The following is a 16,797-nucleotide window of genomic DNA, read 5'->3' on the forward strand; positions in this document are numbered from 1 at the left end:
CGTCCGTCCCGGAGCCCCAAAAGCGCGAACGGCATTCACGCCGTCTCGCGCTTTTTTACTGGTGCAGATTCAGAGGCTGCGCTGGCGTCAATGTTTCGCGTACTGGGTTGCGCCGAACAGCATCTCTTTTGCCTTCTCATCCATGAGTGGCTTGCGTGCGGACGCCAATACCTCGACGCCGCGCAATACCGCCGGACGCGCGGCGATTTCTTCATGCCAGCGCTTCACGTTCGGCAATGCATCCAGTTCGATACCCTGGTTTTGCCAGGAGCGTGTCCACGGAAACGCCGCGATGTCCGCGATCGTGTAGTCGTTGCCGGCGAGGTACTGCGTTTTGCCGAGTTGCGCGTCCATGACGCCGTACAGGCGCTTCGCCTCGTTTGTGTAGCGATTGATCGCGTATTCAATCGGCTCCGGCGCATAGAGGCGAAAGTGGTGCGTTTGACCGAGCATCGGGCCCAGGCCGCCCATCTGGAACATCAGCCATTGGAGTACTGAATAACGTGCCGCCGGATCGGCTGGCAGAAACTTGCCGGTTTTCTCGGCGAGATAAATCAGAATCGCACCCGACTCGAATAGCGCAAACGGTTGACCGTCGGCGCCTCTCGGACCCTCGGAATCGACGATTGCCGGAATCTTGTTGTTCGGACTGATAGCGAGAAACTCGTGTTTGAACTGGTCGCCCGTGCCGATATTCACGCCATGCACGTTATACGCGAGGCCGGTCTCCTCGAGCATGATGTGAACCTTGTGGCCGTTCGGGGTTGCCCAGCTATAGACGTCGATCATCGTGGCTCCTTCGTTTCGTGAAAGCGGCGCCCCGCAGGACGCCGCTGTTGACGAAAATTAGAGCATAGATCGCGCGATGCTGCTGGCGACGGCGCAAGTCAGTCCGGCCATCGCGGCAACAGGTGAGTTAGCTGGCCTGACCTCAAACTCGCGTAATCGGCGTTTCCACGCGGGCCGCCGCGCCGGCGTCCATATAGCGTGCGAGCTCGATTTTGGCGATTGCGTTGCGGTGCACTTCGTCGGGACCGTCGGCGAAACGCAGCGTGCGCGCGCAGGCGTAGGCATACGCCAGCGGGAAGTCGTCGCTGACCCCGCCGCCGCCGTGCGCCTGAATCGCCCAGTCGATTACCTGGCAAGCCATGTTTGGCGCGACCACTTTGATCATCGCAATCTCGCCGCGTGCCCCCTTGTTGCCGACGGTGTCCATCATGTAGGCAGTCTTTAGCGTGAGGAGCCGCGCCTGTTCGATCATGCAGCGCGCCTCGGCGATACGCTCCTGCGTGACGCCTTGCGCGGCAACCGGCTTGCCGAACGCGACACGTTGCATCGAGCGTTTCGCCATCAGTTCGAGCGCACGTTCGGCAAGACCGATTAAACGCATGCAGTGATGGATGCGACCTGGTCCGAGACGTCCCTGCGCGATCTCGAAACCACGGCCTTCGCCGAGCAGCATGTTGGTGACGGGCACACGCACATTCTTGAGCGTGATTTCCATGTGGCCGTGCGGCGCATCGTCGTAACCGAAGACGTTGAGCGGGCGGTGCACGGTGATGCCGGCGGCGTCGGCGGGGACGAGGATCATCGATTGCTGCTGGTGGCGCGGCGCCTCGGGATCGGTCTTGCCCATGACGATATAGATCTTGCAGCGCGGATCGCCTGCGCCGGAGGACCACCACTTGTGTCCGTTGATCACGTAGTGGTCGCCGTCACGCACGATGCTGGTCTGGATATTGGTTGCGTCCGACGACGCGACTTCGGGCTCCGTCATCAGAAACGCCGACCGTATCTGACCTTGCAGCAGCGGTTCGAGCCACTGGCGCTTGTTGTCGTCGCTGCCGTAGCGCTCGATCGTTTCCATGTTGCCGGTGTCGGGCGCGTTGCAGTTGAACACTTCGGGCGCCCAGGGCACGCGGCCCATGATCTCGCACAGCGGCGCGTATTCGAGATTCGTCAGTCCCGCTCCGCGTATGGATTCAGGCAGAAACAGGTTCCACAAACCGGCGTCGCGCGCCTTGTGTTTGAGTTGCTCGATCAGTTCGGTCGGCAACCACGCGTTGCCGCTCTGACGATTGCGTGCGATTTCCGCATAGAACGCCTGCTCGTTCGGATAAATATGCTCGTCGAAGAAAGCGAGCAGTTTCTCGCGCAACGCCTGAACCTTCGGTGTGTAATCGAAATTCATGTGTGACCTCGCGAATAACGGACGACAGTTGATCAAGGCGCGCAACTCGACGCGCGAATCCGGTTAGCGCACCTTCTGAGCGTAGCGCCAGGCGAGCTCGGCCATCGGCTTTGCGCGGCTGCCGGCGTCGAGTGCCTGCGCGCTGGCCGCGGTGCCGTCGACGACGCGCTTCATGATCCCTTGCAGAATCGCGGCAATGCGGAACATGTTGTACGCCAGGTAGAAATTCCAGTCGCCGCGAATCTCGAAACCGGTGCGCTTGCAGTAGCGTTCGACGTACTGCGTTTCGTCCGGGATGCCGAGGGCCGTCCAATCGAGACCCGCAATGCCGCGGAATTGCGCCGGATCGACGTGCCACGCCATGCAGTGGTAAGCGAAGTCGGCAAGCGGATCGCCGAGCGTCGACAATTCCCAGTCGAGCACAGCGAGCACCCGCGGCTCATGAGGATGAAAGATCAGATTGTCGAGCCGGTAGTCGCCATGCACGACCGACACGCGCTCGCCCGTTTCCGCTGGCATATGCTGCGGCAGCCATTCGATCAGACGCTGCATCGCGTCGATCGGCTCGGTCTCGGACGCGATGTACTGTTTGCTCCAGCGGCCAATCTGGCGCGCGAAATAGTTGCCCGGTTTGCCGTAATCGACGAGACCGGCGGCCGCGACATCGACGCTGTGCAAGGCGGCGATCACACGATTCATTTCGTCGTAGATCGCGGCGCGCTCGGCAGGCGTCATGCCGGGTAAAGATTGATCCCACAACACGCGGCCTTCGACGTACTCCATTACGTAGAACGCACGGCCGATCACGCTTTCGTCCTCGCACAATGCGAGCATATTCGCGACCGGCACGGCGGTGCCGGCCAGCGCGTGCATCACCCGATATTCACGTTCGACGGCGTGCGCGGAAGGCAGCAGCTTCGCCGCCGGCCCGGGCTTGGCGCGCATCACATACGAGCGGGAAGGGGTGACCAGTTTGAAGGTGGGATTGGACTGGCCGCCGGCGAATTGCTCCAGAGAGAGTGGTCCCGAGAATCCGTCGACATGCTGGGCCAGCCACGCGGCGAGCGCGTCGGTAGCGAAGCGTTGCCGTTCGTTGAGAGGACGTGTGCCCTCGAACGCCGAATAATCCGTCGTGTGTTCTGGTTCGCCGTTCTGTGTGGCTTGCACCATGTGTCTCCTCCAGTTCGGATTTAGCTGCGCTGGTATCGGGTGAATTGTGCGTAGAGCATTTCCATCGTGGTGTTGCGGACGTCGCGATGAAGCGGCGAAGGCGGTGAGTGGTTGAGCGCGCGCAGCACCCAATCTCGCGGTGCGGTACCTACGTCGAGTGCGTTGATGCAGCCGGTGGCCTGCGCAAGATGGCCAAAGAACGTGCGGCCGCCCGCGGTGATCGCATGCGACAGGATCGCGCGATTCACCCCGCCGTGCAGAACCAGCAGCAAGGTGTCCCACGACGAGTCCTCGCGCAACGCCGTCACGGCGGGCAACACGCGATCGAACAGTTCGCCGATGGTTTCGCCTTCGAGAAAGCGTGTGCTTTCCGGCACGATGCCGTCGAACACGCCGAGAAACGCGGCTTCGATATCCTGCGGTGGAATATCGTGGAGTTTGCCACCGCGAATCTCCTGCCACGCAGGCTCCACTTCGAGTTCGATCTGCTGGCCGGTCTCGGCCAATACGCGCCGCGCGGTCTCGATCGTGCGCGGCAAACCGCTGACAATCACCCGGTCGAAGCGGATCTGCTGTTCGGCGAATACACGGCCGGCCGCGCTGGCCTGCTCGCGGCCGTTGGCGTTCAGTGGCACGGTGTCAGGATCGATCGCGCGGCCGGAGTCGTCGAAGTAGGTGACGTCGCCGTGCCGCATCAGGAAGATGCGGCGGCGTTTGGGCAATTGATAGTCTGGCATGGTCCTTTAGTTCACTCTTCGTTCACTTGTAGACCGGCGCGCGTTTTTCGAGGAACGCGGAAATCCCTTCAAGGCCCTCGCGGTGGTGCAGCGACGCGACAAAATTGTCGCGCTCCGTGATCAGATGGTCGGCGAGCGGTTGCGTAGCGGCCGAGCCGATCATCCCCTTGATGCGAGAGACTGAATTAGGCGAAATCTTGCCGAGTTCGTCGGCCCATGCAATCGCGGCGTCACGCACGGCGCCGGTCCTGGCCAGTTTGTTGACGACGCCGAGTTCATGCAAGCGCGCGGCCCCGATCGGTTTGCCTTCAATCAGCACCTCGGTGGCCAACTGGCGCGGCAGGGCTTGAGCGAGGAACCACGAGCCGCCGCCGTCGGGCGTCAGACCGACACGCGCATACGACATCACAAATTTGGCGTCGTCCGCGGCGACGATCAGGTCGCATGCGAGCGCGAGCGAGAATCCCGCGCCGGCGGCAGCGCCATCGACCGCGGCAATCACCGGCTTCGACGAAAGACGCAGCGCTGAAATCCATTCGCCGAGCAGGTCGATGCTTTCGGCTTGCACGGACGGTTCCTTCGCGCGGTTCTCGAGGAGACGGTTCAGATTGCCGCCCGCGCAGAAGAAGTTGTCCGCGCCGGTAATCACGATGGCGCGGATCGACGGATCGCGCTCCACCGATTCGAGCGCTTCGATACCGGCCGCGTACATGTCCGGATGCAGCGCGTTGCGGGCACCGGGGTTCGACAGCGTCAGGACTAGCGTCGATTCGCTTTCGGTCGGGCGCGAGGTCAGCAGTTCGGCGCTCATTGTTGTGTCTCCTTTGACTGCGTGTCGATGTCGGCCGCGTCGCGTTGCGTCAGCGACAGGCCAAGTTGGGCTCGCCGAGCAAGCCAGGGTGACGGACGGTAGCGAGGGTCGCCGAGGACGCTGAACATGTTGCTCAGAATCGCGAGGATAGTTGACGCGCCGAGCGCATCGCCGAGAGCAAGTGGTCCGCGCGGGTAGCCGAGGCCGAGCGTCACGGCGAGATCGATATCGTCCGGCGTGGCGATCTGCTTTTGCGCGATGTCGCAGCCGATATTCACGATGGTCGCCACCACGCGTTGCGCGACGAAACCGGTCGAGTCGCGGATGACGGTGGCAGGTACGCCGTCCGCGGCGAAGAGTGCATGCGCCGAGTCGCGCACGGCACGCGTGGTGGCCGGCGTGGTCATCAGCGTGCGGCGTTGCGCGCCGGCGAGCGGGAAGAGGGTGTCGATAGCGACGACGCGGGTGGCGTCGAGCCCTTCGTCGACCGCGGCCGTGGTCGCGTCGTGGCCGAACGGCGTGACCACGATCAGCGAGTTCAACGCAGGCGTGACGCCTTCGTCGAGTGCCACACCGGCTTTGCCGATGAGTTGCACGACGGCGTCATGCGCATGCGGGTAACGCTTGCTGACCCACACGCTTGCCGGTAGCCCGGTTGGCGCGGGCGCTTCGGCGGGCACCAGCTGCTTGCCGTCCTCGTAGCGATAGAAGCCTTCACCCGTCTTGCGGCCGATCAGTCCGCCCGCGAGCCGCGTGCCGGTAATGGGCGACGGCGTGAAACGCGGTTCCTCGTAAAACTGGTGGTAGATCGACTCCATGACCGGATGTGATACGTCGAGCGCCGTCAGATCGAGCAATTCGAACGGCCCGAGGCGAAAGCCTGCCTGCTCGCGCATGATGCGGTCGATGTCGGCGAAGCTCGCTACACCTTCTCCGGCGACGCGCAGGCCCTCGGTATTCATGCCCCGCCCGGCGTGATTCACGATGAAGCCGGGCATATCTTTAGCGCGTACCGGCGTGTGGCCCATGCGGCGCGCGAGATCCATCAGCGCGTCGCCTGCTGCGGGATCGCCGCGCAGGCCGTCGATCACTTCGACGACCTTCATGAGCGGAACGGGGTTGAAAAAGTGGTAGCCGACCACGCGCGACGGGTCGGTGCAACCCGCGGCAATCGCGGTGATCGATAGCGAGGACGTGTTGGATGCCAGCACGCAGCGCCCGCTCACCACTGTTTCGAGTTCGCGGAACAGCGCCTGCTTCACGTCGAGCTTCTCGACGATCGCCTCGACGACCAGATCGCAATCGGCGAGCTCGCCAATGACCTGCGCGCCGCTCACGTTCGCGAGCGCGGCGAGCGAGCGCGCCTGCTCGAGCTTGCCTTTGGCCGTCAGTTTGGCGAAAGTCTCGGCGAGGTAGTCGCGCGCGGCACCGATCGCAGCTGGGTTGGTGTCGTACAAACGCACGGTCAGGCCGGCTAGCGCGGCAATCTGGGCGATACCGCGGCCCATTGCCCCGGTTCCAACAATGCCGATAGTCTCGATGCTGAAATTGCGAGAGGTCATTGTGTTGCTCGACTTCATGGTTATTTTAGAATAGCACGATCGTGCAATTTACTGGATGATTGATCGTAGACCGCCGCATTGAGTTTCACCGGCGGTCTCAACGAACCCAAAGGAAGGAGATACCCGATGATCAAGCTGTGCGGTGTCGCGTTTTCTAACTATTACAACAAAGTGAAGTTCGTGCTGCTCGAACACGGCATTCCGTTCGAGGAAGTGTTCGTGGTGCCCAGTCAGGAAGAGGCCATGCTCGAGCATTCGCCGCTCGGCAAGGTGCCTTATCTGCAGACGGAAGACGGCGACCTGTGTGAGTCGCAATGTATCGTCGAGTATCTGGCCGCGCGCTTTCCGGACAAGGCGATATTTTCTGCCGACCCTTGGGAAGCGGCCAAGGAGCGCGAACTGATCTTTTTCGTCGACGTGCATCTCGAACTGACCGTACGCAATCTCTACAAGGAAGCGTTCTTCGGCGGGACGGTGACCGATGCGACTAAAGGGCGTGTCGAGAAGCTGCTCACGCATCACATCGACGGCTTCAAGCGGATCGCGAAGTTCGGGCCGTATTTGCGCGGCGAGCGCTTCAGCGTAGCCGACACGGCAGGGTATGTGAGCTTGCCGCTGGTGGGCATGGCGACGCAGACGATCTACGGCCGCGATTTCCTGCTCGACGCCGGCCTTGACTGGAAAAGCTATGTGAAGGCGATCAACGCCCGGCCGGCCGCGCAGCGGGTCACCGAGGACCGCAAGGCGTACGTCGCCGCGTCGCGCAAGGCTTGATGGATTGCGCCGCTGACTCAATGGAGTTCGGCGCGGAGTTCGGCGGGCCACGCGAGCGGAGGCCGTTGCGCGACAGAGCGAGGAACGCGGGTTCGTTCGCTGCATCGCGCGGGACACGCTAGAGGCGCGCCAGCCGTTCGAGCGCGGTGGCGAGCGTGCTGTCCTGCTTGGCAAAACAGAAGCGCACCACACCCGACTCATGCGCCTCGTGATAGAACGCCGAGACCGGAATGGCCGCGACGCCGATTTCGCCGGTCAGCCATTGTGCGAATTCGGCTTCAGGTAGGTCGCTGATCGCCGAATAGTCGACGCACTGAAAGTACGTGCCCGTGCACGGCAGCAGCTTGAAGCGCGAATTCGCGAGGCCCGCGCGGAAGAGGTCGCGCTTCTTCTGATAGAACGCCGGCAGATTGAGATAGGGTGCCGGATCCTTCATGTAGTCGGCGAGGCCGATCTGCATGGGCGTGTTGACCGTGAACACGTTGAACTGGTGCACCTTGCGGAATTCGGCGGTGAGCGCGGCCGGCGCCGCCACGTAGCCGACTTTCCAGCCCGTCACGTGATAGGTTTTGCCAAAGCTCGACACCACGAAACTGCGCTGCGCCAATTCCGGATAACGCGCCACGCTTTCGTGCGGTGCGCCGTCGTAGACCATGTGTTCATATACTTCGTCCGACAGGATCAGCACGTTGGTGCCGCGCACGATCTCTTCGAGCTTGCGCATGTCTTCAGCGCGCCAGACGGTGCCAGTCGGATTGTGCGGCGTATTGATCAGCAGGAGCCGCGTTTTCGGCGTGATCGCGGCAGCGAGCTTGTCGAACGGGATGGCGTAGTCCGGCGCCTCGAGCGTGACGAACACCGGCTTGCCGCCGGCCAGCTCGATGGAGGGCACGTAGCTGTCGTAGGTCGGCTCGACCACGATCACTTCGTCGCCGGGGTGGACGGTGCACAGAATCGCGGTCAGCAAGGCTTGCGTGGCACCTGCCGTCACCGTGATTTCAGTGGTGGCGTCGTAGCGGCGTCCATACAGGTTCGCGATCTTGTCCGAGATCGCCTGACGCAGCGGCGCGGCGCCGGCCATGGGCGGATACTGGTTGTGGCCCTCGCGCATGGCGTTCGCGACTGCATCGACAATTTTTGGATCGCAGTTGAAGTCAGGAAAGCCCTGGCCCAGATTCACCGCGCCTTTTTCGGCGGCGAGCGCGCTCATCACGGTGAAGATCGTTGTGCCGACGTCCGGCAGGCGGGACGGAAACGTGGGACTCGTGTGCGTGTCGTGCGGTGCATTCATGGCGCTGTCCGGAGCGTGGGCGAGTGAGTGAGACAAAGGCGTCGTTTGATACGGATAAAGCCTGATTGTAGGGAATCGCGGCGTAGTGTGCGTGCGGCAACTCTGCCGTTAGCCGTTTGGCCAGGGCCATATGAACTGCAGGGTCATACGGCTGCGGGTTCGCCGGCGGCGCTCAGGGAAGCGCCAATGGCGCTGACGAACGGCGCCGGTTGGGCAATCTGGAAACCGAAGTCGCGAGCAATCCGCTTGGCCAGTTTCAACACCGCGCGATCTTTCGAAATGAGCCAGTCAGCCTGCACGGCGTGCGCGAGTTCGAGAAACTTCTGGTCATCACGGTCTTTGCATTTGGGCAAGGGTCTGGCGTCTACCGACGGCGCGGCGGGTTCGACCAGTTGGGCGAGCCGTGCAACGACCGCGAGCGCGGCAGTCTTGTCCACATTCCGATGCGCGAATTGCGGATAGTCCAGCACATAGGTGAGTTCGGCGAGGCAGCGTGCGTCGATCAGCGCGGCCAGCGCGCCGTTTTCAAGCGCTGCCGCGATCGGCCGCGTGTGCGGGTCGTCGAACACGAGAATGTCGATCCACACATTGGAATCGAGGACGACGCGCAAAGCGCCGTGTGAAGCATGGGAACCGGGCATTCGTTACAGTTACAATCTGGCTTTCGTCTTTGACCGCCAGGCACGGCGTGCCTGTAAGCCTCTATGATAATCGTTCTGTCGCCGGCGAAATCGCTCGACTACGACACCCCGCCCCACGTTAAAAAGCACACGATCCCCGATTTTGTCGACGACGCGGCCGAATTGATCGGCGGATTGCGTCGTTTGTCGCCGCAGCAGATCGCCTCCCTGATGGACATATCCGATCAGCTCGCGCACCTCAATTTCCAGCGTTACGCGGAATGGTCCCCCAAATTCGGCACGCACAACGCCAAACAGGCGGTGCTCGCCTTCAACGGCGACGTGTACGAGGGCTTCAACGCGAAGACGTTGTCGGCGGCTGATCTGGACTATGCGCAGAACCACGTGCGCGTGTTGTCGGGCCTGTACGGCTTGCTGCGTCCGCTCGATCTGCTGCAGCCGTACCGGCTCGAAATGGGCACGCGCTTCGCCAATCCGCGTGGCAAGGATCTGTACGCGTTCTGGGGCGAGCGGATCACGCAGGCGCTGAACGCGCAACTGAAGAAAAACGCCGCGGCGTCCCGCGTGCTGGTGAATTGCGCGTCGGGCGAGTATTTCAAATCGGTCAAGCCGAAGCTGCTCGAAGCGCCGATTGTCACGCCGGTGTTCGAGGACTGGAAGGGTGGCCGTTACAAGATCATCAGCTTCCATGCCAAACGCGCGCGTGGCCTGATGGCGCGCTATGCCGTGGAAAACCGCCTCGACAACCCGGAACAGCTGAAGGACTTCGACGCCGAAGGCTATGCGTTCGACGCCGACGCCTCGAACGATGCCACTTACGTATTCCGCCGCCGCGTCGCTGAATAAGCGTCTCGTCGACCACTCAAGCAGGAAAGAACATTATGACGTTATCGATCACGAGTAATTTCGACGCGGGTGCGATCGAAGTGCTGTCCTGCGAAGACGCAGGCAATATCCGTTTGCGCGTGCGGCCGGACAGCCATGCCGAGTTCGCGCAGTGGTTTTACTTCCGGGTGTCGGGTGCGGCGGGCGAGCGCTGCGTGATGACCTTCGAGAATGCCGCCGCGTGTGCCTTCGCCGAAGGCTGGCGCGACTATCAGGCGGTGGCGAGCTATGACCGCGTGAACTGGTTTCGCGTGCCCACGTCGTACGACGGCCGCGTGCTGACGATCGATCACACGCCGGATTTCGACCGGGTCTACTACGCGTATTTCGAGCCGTATAGCGAGGAGCGGCATTCTGAGTTTCTCGGCGCGGTGCAGCAGATGCCGCAGGCCACGCTGACGGAACTTGGCACGACGGTCGAAGGCCGGCCCATGTCGCTGCTTACGCTCGGCACGCCGCAAACCGGCGACACGCCCAAGAAGAAGGTCTGGCTGATCGCGCGCCAGCACCCTGGCGAGACAATGGCGGAGTGGTTTATCGAAGGGCTCGTGAAGCGGCTCGTGGGTTGGGGCGATTGGGCGGGAGACCCGGTTGCACGCAAGCTTTACGATCACGCGGTGTTCTATATCGTGCCGAACATGAACCCGGATGGCAGCGTGCATGGCAATCTGCGCACCAACGCGGCCGGCGCGAATCTGAATCGCGAGTGGATGGAGCCGGACGCCGCGCGCAGCCCTGAAGTGCTGCTGGTGCGCGACGCGATCCACGCTACCGGTTGTGATCTGTTTTTCGATATCCACGGTGACGAGGCACTGCCCTACGTGTTCGTGGCCGGCTCCGAGATGTTGCCGGGTTTCACCGAACGGCAGGGAGTCGAGCAGAAGGCGTTTATCGAAGCCTTCAAGCACGCGAGCCCGGATTTCCAGGACAAGTACGGTTATGCCGCGAGTAAATATCGCGAAGACGCGCTGAAGCTGGCGTCGAAGTACATCGGCAACGAATTCGGCTGCCTGTCGCTGACGCTGGAGATGCCGTTCAAGGACAACGCCAACCTGCCCGACGAGCGGGTGGGGTGGAGCGGAGAGCGTAGTGCGTCGCTTGGCGCCGCCATGCTGCAGGCGATCCTGCGGCATGTGGAGACGTTTGCTTAAACCACGCACGTCGAAAAAAACGAGGCACGCACTTCACGGTGTGTGCCTCGTTTTCTTTTGGGGTGGCTGTCGGCTCCGCGATTCTGGACGGAGCGCGCTGCAGCCGGTATTGCCCGCTATTGCGTCTTCTTTGCCGTGGACGTCTTCTTTGTGGCTGCTCTGCTGGAGGACTTGCTCGACGTTGTTTTCGACGACTTGCCGGAGCTCGCCTTGGAAGACTTCGTGGCCGATTTTTTCGTGGTTTTTCCACCTGCCGAGTGCTTGCCCTTGGCGCTCGTGTGTTTGCCCGACGACGCTCGCGATCCCGATGGTTCCGAGCTGTGCGCACGGGCCGGAGGCACCGGATCGTTCCAGCTGAACGCCAGCATCTGAGTGCCGACATAGCCGCAGCGGAATTTCAGGTCGGCAGGATCGCCACCGCCGTTTTGACGGATGCCGAGGCCTTCGACTGTGACAATGTTGTCGACCTTGACGCGTTGCTTGCCCTCGTCGAACGAGTCGTTCCACGGCGTGACCGACGCGTGCGCGCTGTCGAACGAGCTAGGTGGAAATTCGACGTGGTCGAAGGCGGTGGATGTGCTGGCGACAAAGTTGCCATGCGCTGCGCAGTCCGCAACCAGCGGGTCCGCATGCATGTCATTGACAAATTTGTTGACGAGATCGTTGTGCTGTTCGAGTTGATCGGCGAATGCGGGAGCAGCGCATATGAGCGAAAGACCCGCTGCACATGCTGCCAACCGGCCGACCAACCGCAGCAATCGGCGCGGTACGTTGGTGCGATCCATCTAGTTCGTTAGACGCTTATGAAACCTGAGGCACGTAAGATGCCCGGCGAGAGGGTGGAGTTCAATCCTGACACAAATATTTTGTTCTGTCGTGGTGAGCACGCTCGGGCAACTCAATGAGCCGGTTGGCCTGTCGCCACTGACGCGCCGACGGTGCGCGCGCGAGCCTCAAGTGCGTGGTCCGCCTAGCCGGTATCGTCGTACATCATAAGTGGTGACCCATGCAGGACGGTAGACTGAGATCAACGCCGTCGACATGCCGGTGAACCAGGCTTCCCCGGTGGCAAGCAGCAGCACGCTAAGCGCGTAGCCGGCGGGCACCACGGTCATCGACCCGTCAGCGAGCGCGATATGAACGCCGAGGGCCGCGGCGGCTGTCAGCGACACGGCGATGGCTGGCGAGACAAAACCCTGTCCGAAGATAAACATGAAGAGGTTGCGCGGCAACCACGCGACACTCGCGCGCTGGAGCAAGGTCGAAATGCCGACAGGCAGCGCGCCGTACACGAGAAAAGTCAGCGCGATGCCCTGCCAGGGGGCGTCGAAGACGACGGCAGCGAGACCTGTCACCACCGCCATGGCAATCAGTGCCAGCGCCCAGTCGAATAACGTGACAACGAGCGTAGCGCCGAGCAGATGCATGACGGTGCCGTCGTCGAGCCATGCATTACTCGCCCACAGCACCGACACTGCGACGATGATCGCAAGCCAGACATGCTGTAGTGTGCCGTCCTGAAGTCGTTTGAAAGGATTTTTCCACAGAGCGAGCGCGACCACTATCGCAGTGGCGATCCAGCCACCGACAGCGACCCAGAACGGAAGCGGTGTGTAGAGGAAACCCATGAGTCTCATATTACTCGTTGGACGAGAAAAGGTGTGAGCGGATTCCATGCCAGCCGCCGCAAAGGCGGCCTGGAAATGCTTTCCCCAATTCTGACGCGCGCCGCAGGCGGTTATGCCGGACCGTGAATAACCGGGTTCGGCGCCGGACCGGCAGCGGGCGCGTCGCCATAAGGCGCGCCCGGTTCCGCCGCCATGGGCAACGAGGCGACGGTGTCGTTGGCTGGCAATGGATACTGGAAGCGCCGCCGCGCGCGACGTCGCAACGGCACTACTCCGGCTTGCCCCATGACCGGACGAACGGGAGCTTCACCGTCGTTGTGCAGTACTTGCAGATGGTTCGTTAGCCAGCCGTTGTAAAGCGCAACAGCAGCGGCGCGATTGGGCGCTCCAAGCTGCTGGAATATGCTGGTCAGATGGATCTTGACCGTGCCCTCGCTGATGCCGAGGGTACGCGCGATCATCTTGTTCGTGCTGCCCATGTGGACACACCGCATGATCTGTTGCTGGCGAGGCGACAATCCGTTGGCTAGTTTGGCGCGGCGCGGCGGCGGGTTTTTCTCGTCGAACGGCCGAATTGCGATATCGGGCGGCAGAGGCGGATTGAGCGGCAGAGCGCCTGCCGGCACGTAGTGGCCGCCCAGCAGCACCATTTCGAAGGCGCGCACGATCAGGCAAGGGTCGGTTTCGCGAGGCACGACGCCGAGCACGCCTTCGTCCATGAGATCTCGCACGACAATCGGGGAGATCTGGTCGGTGAGCACGGCAATGCGCAGATCGGGGTAGTGGCAGAGTAGATTGCGGATATCCGCGACGGACATCCAGTCCTGCCAGTCGATCACGAGCAAATCGGGCCGCTGGCGCTTGAGCGTGCGTTCGACCTGGCGCCAATCCTGTGCTTCGCTAAAGCGTGCCAACCGGTCAATTTGCCGCAGTAACGCCTTAAGCCCATCGCGTCGTTCGGCGTCTGAGTTGAGTATCGAGAATCGCATGCATGTCTCCAGATGAATCGGGCGGGGTGGCGCGATGCACACGACCGGCGAATGAGCCGGAGGTGGTGCGATGCGTCGCCGTTCCTATGATGACAAATTCCCTTCAACTTGACGGCCTGTCCAAAAGGCATAGGAGGAATGACGTAAAAACGGCCGGTATAAAAAAGCCCCGCACGCTGCGGGGCTCTGTGATGTCAACGCCGATGCGCGAAATGCGCCGGCCGAGGTTCAATGGAAATGCGGTTGTCCGGGATCAGCATCTTCCGGCATTTCGGCGTGAACGATCTCGCCAAGCGGGTCGGCGTAGAGCGGCACGCCGCAGTCGTCGCAATATTCCGGTTCGAAGCGGCCTGCGTGGCGGCGCACGTCCGTGACTCCGGTTTCCTTGAGCAGCGCGACGATTTCTTCGAGCGGGTCGTCCGATGCGGCGGTCTCCTGCGGCTCCTCATCGATGCCGGGTTCGCCGTTCTCGCGGCCATAGAGCGGCCACACGACGCCGTAGATCACGTCGTTGCTGCCGCGGCGCGTAAATCCGACGCGGTATTCGTCGATGCGGCGCTCGCCAAAGCCCGCGACAACCGCGCGCAACTCCTGGGGTGCCGCACCGATCGTGTCGAACAGGTAGCGCACGGCAGTACGCACCGTGTGAGGGCGTACGCGTTCGTCGGCGTCGCGACAGGCCGAGTAATAGGCGTCCGGCAACAGGCACTCGAATTCGCAACCCGGCAGCACCAGCGACAAATTGGCGCCGCCTTGCGTGGCCCACTGTTCGAGGCATTGACCGCGCTCGATCCTGCTGCCGTGCTCTTCTTCCTGCCAGCGGAAGGTCGGCTCGCCGACCGGCGCGGCGACTACAGCGAGCAGGAAGCGCGGGTCGGCCAGAATCGGCGAGGTTTCCGGCAGTTCGCCGAAATTGAGCTTGACGTTGCCGCCGGCTATGGCCGCTTGAGCGAGTTGCTGGGCGATCCGCCAAGTTTCGACATGATGACGCGGCAGCTGATCGATGCTGTACAGGAACGGCGCCATGGTGACCCGCGTATTCGCCGCGAGCACATGTGCTTGCAGGTGCGCGCGCAGAGCGTCCGCCGCATCCGCTTTGAGCGGACCGGATGGAATCATGTAGCGCGTCCAGGCGAGCACCGGCGCGGCAATAAGCAGCGCCTCATAAGTCACGCCTTCATGTTCGACGATGAACGACTCACTGTGGGTTTCCGCCATGTCGGCGAGCGCGCCGTAAGCATCGGGATGATTTTGCTGCAGGTGATCGAGTGCGGCGTCCAGCGTAGTCTGGTTGGCGTTACGGACGATCTTGGTCAGCAGCGCGTCGAGCTTCGCTTCCCAGAAGCGGTCCTCGGTGCGGCTGCCCGACGCGAAAAGCGCGAGCGAGAGACCGACAAGCTTGTCGGCATCGGGAGGGAGACGTTTGGCGATTCGCGAGCGCATAAATCCGGAAATTGGAGGGCACAGAACCTTATATTCTAGTCTTTTCTGTGCCGCCATATTATTTGGCCGGCAATGTGGGATGAATTGGGACGTTTCCGCATGAAGATTCAGCCTTTTGAAGGTGCCTGTAAGCCCGTTGTGTGTGGCTTGGTCCGATGATATAAGACGCTCCAGAGCGTGTGGCCCGCTTCTATACTGACCGTTTTCAACGGACGCTTGACATGCCTATGTTCATTTGTCGCCGGGGGCTGGCGCAACAGGAGATTCAATTTGAAATCGGACCAACTGATCGAACGTCTTGCCGCCGTGTTTGCGCTAATTATCCTGGTGGGTGGCTCGCTGCTGGTGCTGGCGCCGTTCACGACTGCGCTGCTGTGGGGCGCGATTCTCAGCTATAGCTCGTGGGGCTTGTACCGGCGGCTGACCGCAGCGGTCGGCGGGCGGCGCAAGTGGGCCGCCATGCTGATCGTGCTCATCATTCTGATTGTGGTGCTCGGGCCGTTCGTCTATGCCGGCTTTGCTTTCGGGGCGCACGCGCACGAAATCGTCGCGCTGGTGGAAAGACTTTTTGAGGACGGTTTACCGGATTTGCCGTCGTGGGTTGCCCGGATTCCGTTGGTTGGTTCGAACATCGAGGCATTCTGGGAACAGCTGACGAGCAGCAATTCTGAATTGATCGCGCAATTGCGTACGCTTGCGGCGCCGGCTGGGAAGTGGATTCTTGCGGCGGCGATTGCGGTTACACATGGTCTTGGCCTGCTGGCATTGAGCATCGTGCTCGCTTTCTTCTTCTATACGGGAGGGGAAGGGGCGGCAGCCTGGCTGAATGCGGGTATGCGGCGTATTGCTGGCGAGCGTGCCGATTACCTGTTGGCACTGGCCGGCAGCACGGTGAAGGGCGTGGTTTACGGGATTCTCGGCACAGCGCTCGTGCAAGGGGTTCTGGCGGGTTTCGGATGCTGGATTGCCGGAGTGCCGGCGCCTGCGTTGCTCGGGCTGGCGACTTTCTTTCTCTCGGTGATCCCGGGCGGACCGGTGATCGTGTGGTTGCCCGCCGCAATCTGGCTGTACCACGGCGGCGCGACGGGATGGGCGATCTTTCTGGTTGTGTGGGGCGTGCTGGTTGTCGGTATGTCTGACAACGTCATCAAGCCGATTCTGATCGGCAAGAACAGCGATATGCCGTTGATCCTGGTGATGCTGGGCATCCTTGGCGGCGCGTTTGCTTTCGGTTTCCTCGGCGTTTTTATCGGGCCAACTTTGCTGGCGGTTGCCTATACCGTATTGCACGACTGGACGATTGGCGCGTCGGCTGCGCGCGCCTTGTCGCCGGATGCGACATCACCGGTTGTCGATGAGTCTGGGCGCGTAGAAAAGGCGCCTTGAATATATTTCAGATAACGCTTGCAAGGCGCTCGCGGGCTCGCTAGAATCTCGCTCTTTCGTGCTCCGGACAACGGGGCGCGGGAGGCGGGAGAGCCAGCAGTGGCAAGGCTTTCAGCGCGGTGGGCAGGTTTGAAAAGC

16 protein-coding genes are annotated in these 16,797 nt (G+C 62.0%); 4 read left to right on the forward strand and 12 right to left on the reverse strand.

The window, feature by feature from the left end:
• Positions 1-87: 87 nt before the first annotated feature.
• From A6V37_RS24710 to A6V37_RS24735, 6 genes are all read right to left on the reverse strand, one after another.
• Positions 88-789: a glutathione binding-like protein gene (locus A6V37_RS24710; protein WP_064272078.1), complete on the reverse strand. Its 702-nt coding sequence runs from the start codon at positions 787-789 to the stop codon at positions 88-90.
• 142 nt (positions 790-931) lie between these two features.
• The gene (locus A6V37_RS24715; protein ID WP_064286426.1) at positions 932-2,191 is read right to left on the reverse strand and encodes an acyl-CoA dehydrogenase family protein; all 1,260 of its coding nucleotides are present in this window, start codon (positions 2,189-2,191) and stop codon (positions 932-934) included.
• 63 nt (positions 2,192-2,254) lie between these two features.
• Positions 2,255-3,361 carry a phosphotransferase gene (locus A6V37_RS24720; RefSeq protein WP_064272076.1) on the reverse strand — a complete coding sequence of 369 codons (1,107 nt, stop codon included), beginning with the start codon at positions 3,359-3,361 and terminating at the stop codon, positions 2,255-2,257.
• 20 nt (positions 3,362-3,381) lie between these two features.
• Positions 3,382-4,098 (reverse strand): histidine phosphatase family protein, encoded by a 717-nt coding sequence (locus A6V37_RS24725; RefSeq protein ID WP_064272075.1) that lies wholly within the window; start codon positions 4,096-4,098, stop codon positions 3,382-3,384.
• Between the two features lie 22 nt (positions 4,099-4,120).
• A complete protein-coding gene (locus A6V37_RS24730; RefSeq protein ID WP_064272074.1) occupies positions 4,121-4,909 on the reverse strand; it encodes an oxepin-CoA hydrolase, alternative type in 789 nt (262 codons plus the stop codon).
• Positions 4,906-6,471 (reverse strand): 3-hydroxyacyl-CoA dehydrogenase, encoded by a 1,566-nt coding sequence (locus A6V37_RS24735; protein WP_064272073.1) that lies wholly within the window; start codon positions 6,469-6,471, stop codon positions 4,906-4,908. The genes A6V37_RS24730 and A6V37_RS24735 overlap by 4 nt, the downstream gene beginning before the upstream one ends.
• A 126-nt stretch (positions 6,472-6,597) precedes the next feature.
• Between A6V37_RS24735 and A6V37_RS24740 the strand changes: the two genes are divergently transcribed.
• Positions 6,598-7,245: a glutathione S-transferase family protein gene (locus A6V37_RS24740; protein ID WP_064272072.1), complete on the forward strand. Its 648-nt coding sequence runs from the start codon at positions 6,598-6,600 to the stop codon at positions 7,243-7,245.
• A gap of 118 nt (positions 7,246-7,363) precedes the next feature.
• Here the strand turns inward: A6V37_RS24740 and A6V37_RS24745 are convergent, their stop codons facing one another.
• A complete protein-coding gene (locus tag A6V37_RS24745) occupies positions 7,364-8,536 on the reverse strand; it encodes a pyridoxal phosphate-dependent aminotransferase (protein WP_064272071.1) in 1,173 nt (390 codons plus the stop codon).
• 143 nt (positions 8,537-8,679) lie between these two features.
• Positions 8,680-9,177 carry a putative toxin-antitoxin system toxin component, PIN family gene (locus tag A6V37_RS24750; protein ID WP_064272070.1) on the reverse strand — a complete coding sequence of 166 codons (498 nt, stop codon included), beginning with the start codon at positions 9,175-9,177 and terminating at the stop codon, positions 8,680-8,682.
• A gap of 63 nt (positions 9,178-9,240) precedes the next feature.
• Between A6V37_RS24750 and yaaA the strand changes: the two genes are divergently transcribed.
• Both yaaA and A6V37_RS24760 read left to right on the forward strand, forming a co-directional pair.
• Entirely contained in the window at positions 9,241-10,023 is a 783-nt protein-coding gene (yaaA, locus tag A6V37_RS24755) for a peroxide stress protein YaaA (protein ID WP_064272069.1), read from the forward strand.
• Positions 10,024-10,058: 35 nt separating this feature from the next.
• A complete protein-coding gene (locus A6V37_RS24760) occupies positions 10,059-11,213 on the forward strand; it encodes a M14 family metallopeptidase (protein WP_064272068.1) in 1,155 nt (384 codons plus the stop codon).
• Between the two features lie 116 nt (positions 11,214-11,329).
• Here A6V37_RS24760 and A6V37_RS24765 read toward each other — a convergent pair whose 3' ends face one another.
• The 4 genes from A6V37_RS24765 to A6V37_RS24780 form a co-directional block, all read right to left on the reverse strand.
• Positions 11,330-11,998 carry a BspC domain-containing protein gene (locus A6V37_RS24765; protein ID WP_064272067.1) on the reverse strand — a complete coding sequence of 223 codons (669 nt, stop codon included), beginning with the start codon at positions 11,996-11,998 and terminating at the stop codon, positions 11,330-11,332.
• Between the two features lie 168 nt (positions 11,999-12,166).
• The gene (locus A6V37_RS24770; RefSeq protein ID WP_064272066.1) at positions 12,167-12,841 is read right to left on the reverse strand and encodes an energy-coupling factor ABC transporter permease; all 675 of its coding nucleotides are present in this window, start codon (positions 12,839-12,841) and stop codon (positions 12,167-12,169) included.
• Positions 12,842-12,951: 110 nt separating this feature from the next.
• Positions 12,952-13,830 carry a helix-turn-helix transcriptional regulator gene (locus A6V37_RS24775; protein WP_064272065.1) on the reverse strand — a complete coding sequence of 293 codons (879 nt, stop codon included), beginning with the start codon at positions 13,828-13,830 and terminating at the stop codon, positions 12,952-12,954.
• A gap of 228 nt (positions 13,831-14,058) precedes the next feature.
• Positions 14,059-15,273 (reverse strand): DUF2863 family protein, encoded by a 1,215-nt coding sequence (locus A6V37_RS24780; protein WP_064286427.1) that lies wholly within the window; start codon positions 15,271-15,273, stop codon positions 14,059-14,061.
• Positions 15,274-15,543: 270 nt separating this feature from the next.
• Here A6V37_RS24780 and A6V37_RS24785 point away from each other — a divergent pair, with 270 nt between their 5' ends.
• Positions 15,544-16,659: an AI-2E family transporter gene (locus A6V37_RS24785; protein WP_064272063.1), complete on the forward strand. Its 1,116-nt coding sequence runs from the start codon at positions 15,544-15,546 to the stop codon at positions 16,657-16,659.
• Positions 16,660-16,797 lie beyond the last annotated feature (138 nt).

Origin of the sequence: Paraburkholderia ginsengiterrae (assembly GCF_001645125.1) — a bacterium.
GTDB classification, from domain to species: Bacteria; Pseudomonadota; Gammaproteobacteria; order Burkholderiales; family Burkholderiaceae; genus Paraburkholderia; species Paraburkholderia ginsengiterrae.

Coding starts and splice junctions, on each gene's coding strand:
- A6V37_RS24710 (WP_064272078.1), bottom strand. CDS start 789: ATGATCGACGTCTATAGCTGGGCAACCCCGAACGGCCACAAGGTTCAC.
- A6V37_RS24715 (WP_064286426.1), bottom strand. CDS start 2,191: ATGAATTTCGATTACACACCGAAGGTTCAGGCGTTGCGCGAGAAACTG.
- A6V37_RS24720 (WP_064272076.1), bottom strand. CDS start 3,361: ATGGTGCAAGCCACACAGAACGGCGAACCAGAACACACGACGGATTAT.
- A6V37_RS24725 (WP_064272075.1), bottom strand. CDS start 4,098: ATGCCAGACTATCAATTGCCCAAACGCCGCCGCATCTTCCTGATGCGG.
- A6V37_RS24730 (WP_064272074.1), bottom strand. CDS start 4,909: ATGAGCGCCGAACTGCTGACCTCGCGCCCGACCGAAAGCGAATCGACG.
- A6V37_RS24735 (WP_064272073.1), bottom strand. CDS start 6,471: ATGACCTCTCGCAATTTCAGCATCGAGACTATCGGCATTGTTGGAACC.
- A6V37_RS24740 (WP_064272072.1), top strand. CDS start 6,598: ATGATCAAGCTGTGCGGTGTCGCGTTTTCTAACTATTACAACAAAGTG.
- A6V37_RS24745 (WP_064272071.1), bottom strand. CDS start 8,536: ATGAATGCACCGCACGACACGCACACGAGTCCCACGTTTCCGTCCCGC.
- A6V37_RS24750 (WP_064272070.1), bottom strand. CDS start 9,177: ATGCCCGGTTCCCATGCTTCACACGGCGCTTTGCGCGTCGTCCTCGAT.
- yaaA (WP_064272069.1), top strand. CDS start 9,241: ATGATAATCGTTCTGTCGCCGGCGAAATCGCTCGACTACGACACCCCG.
- A6V37_RS24760 (WP_064272068.1), top strand. CDS start 10,059: ATGACGTTATCGATCACGAGTAATTTCGACGCGGGTGCGATCGAAGTG.
- A6V37_RS24765 (WP_064272067.1), bottom strand. CDS start 11,998: ATGGATCGCACCAACGTACCGCGCCGATTGCTGCGGTTGGTCGGCCGG.
- A6V37_RS24770 (WP_064272066.1), bottom strand. CDS start 12,841: ATGGGTTTCCTCTACACACCGCTTCCGTTCTGGGTCGCTGTCGGTGGC.
- A6V37_RS24775 (WP_064272065.1), bottom strand. CDS start 13,830: ATGCGATTCTCGATACTCAACTCAGACGCCGAACGACGCGATGGGCTT.
- A6V37_RS24780 (WP_064286427.1), bottom strand. CDS start 15,273: ATGCGCTCGCGAATCGCCAAACGTCTCCCTCCCGATGCCGACAAGCTT.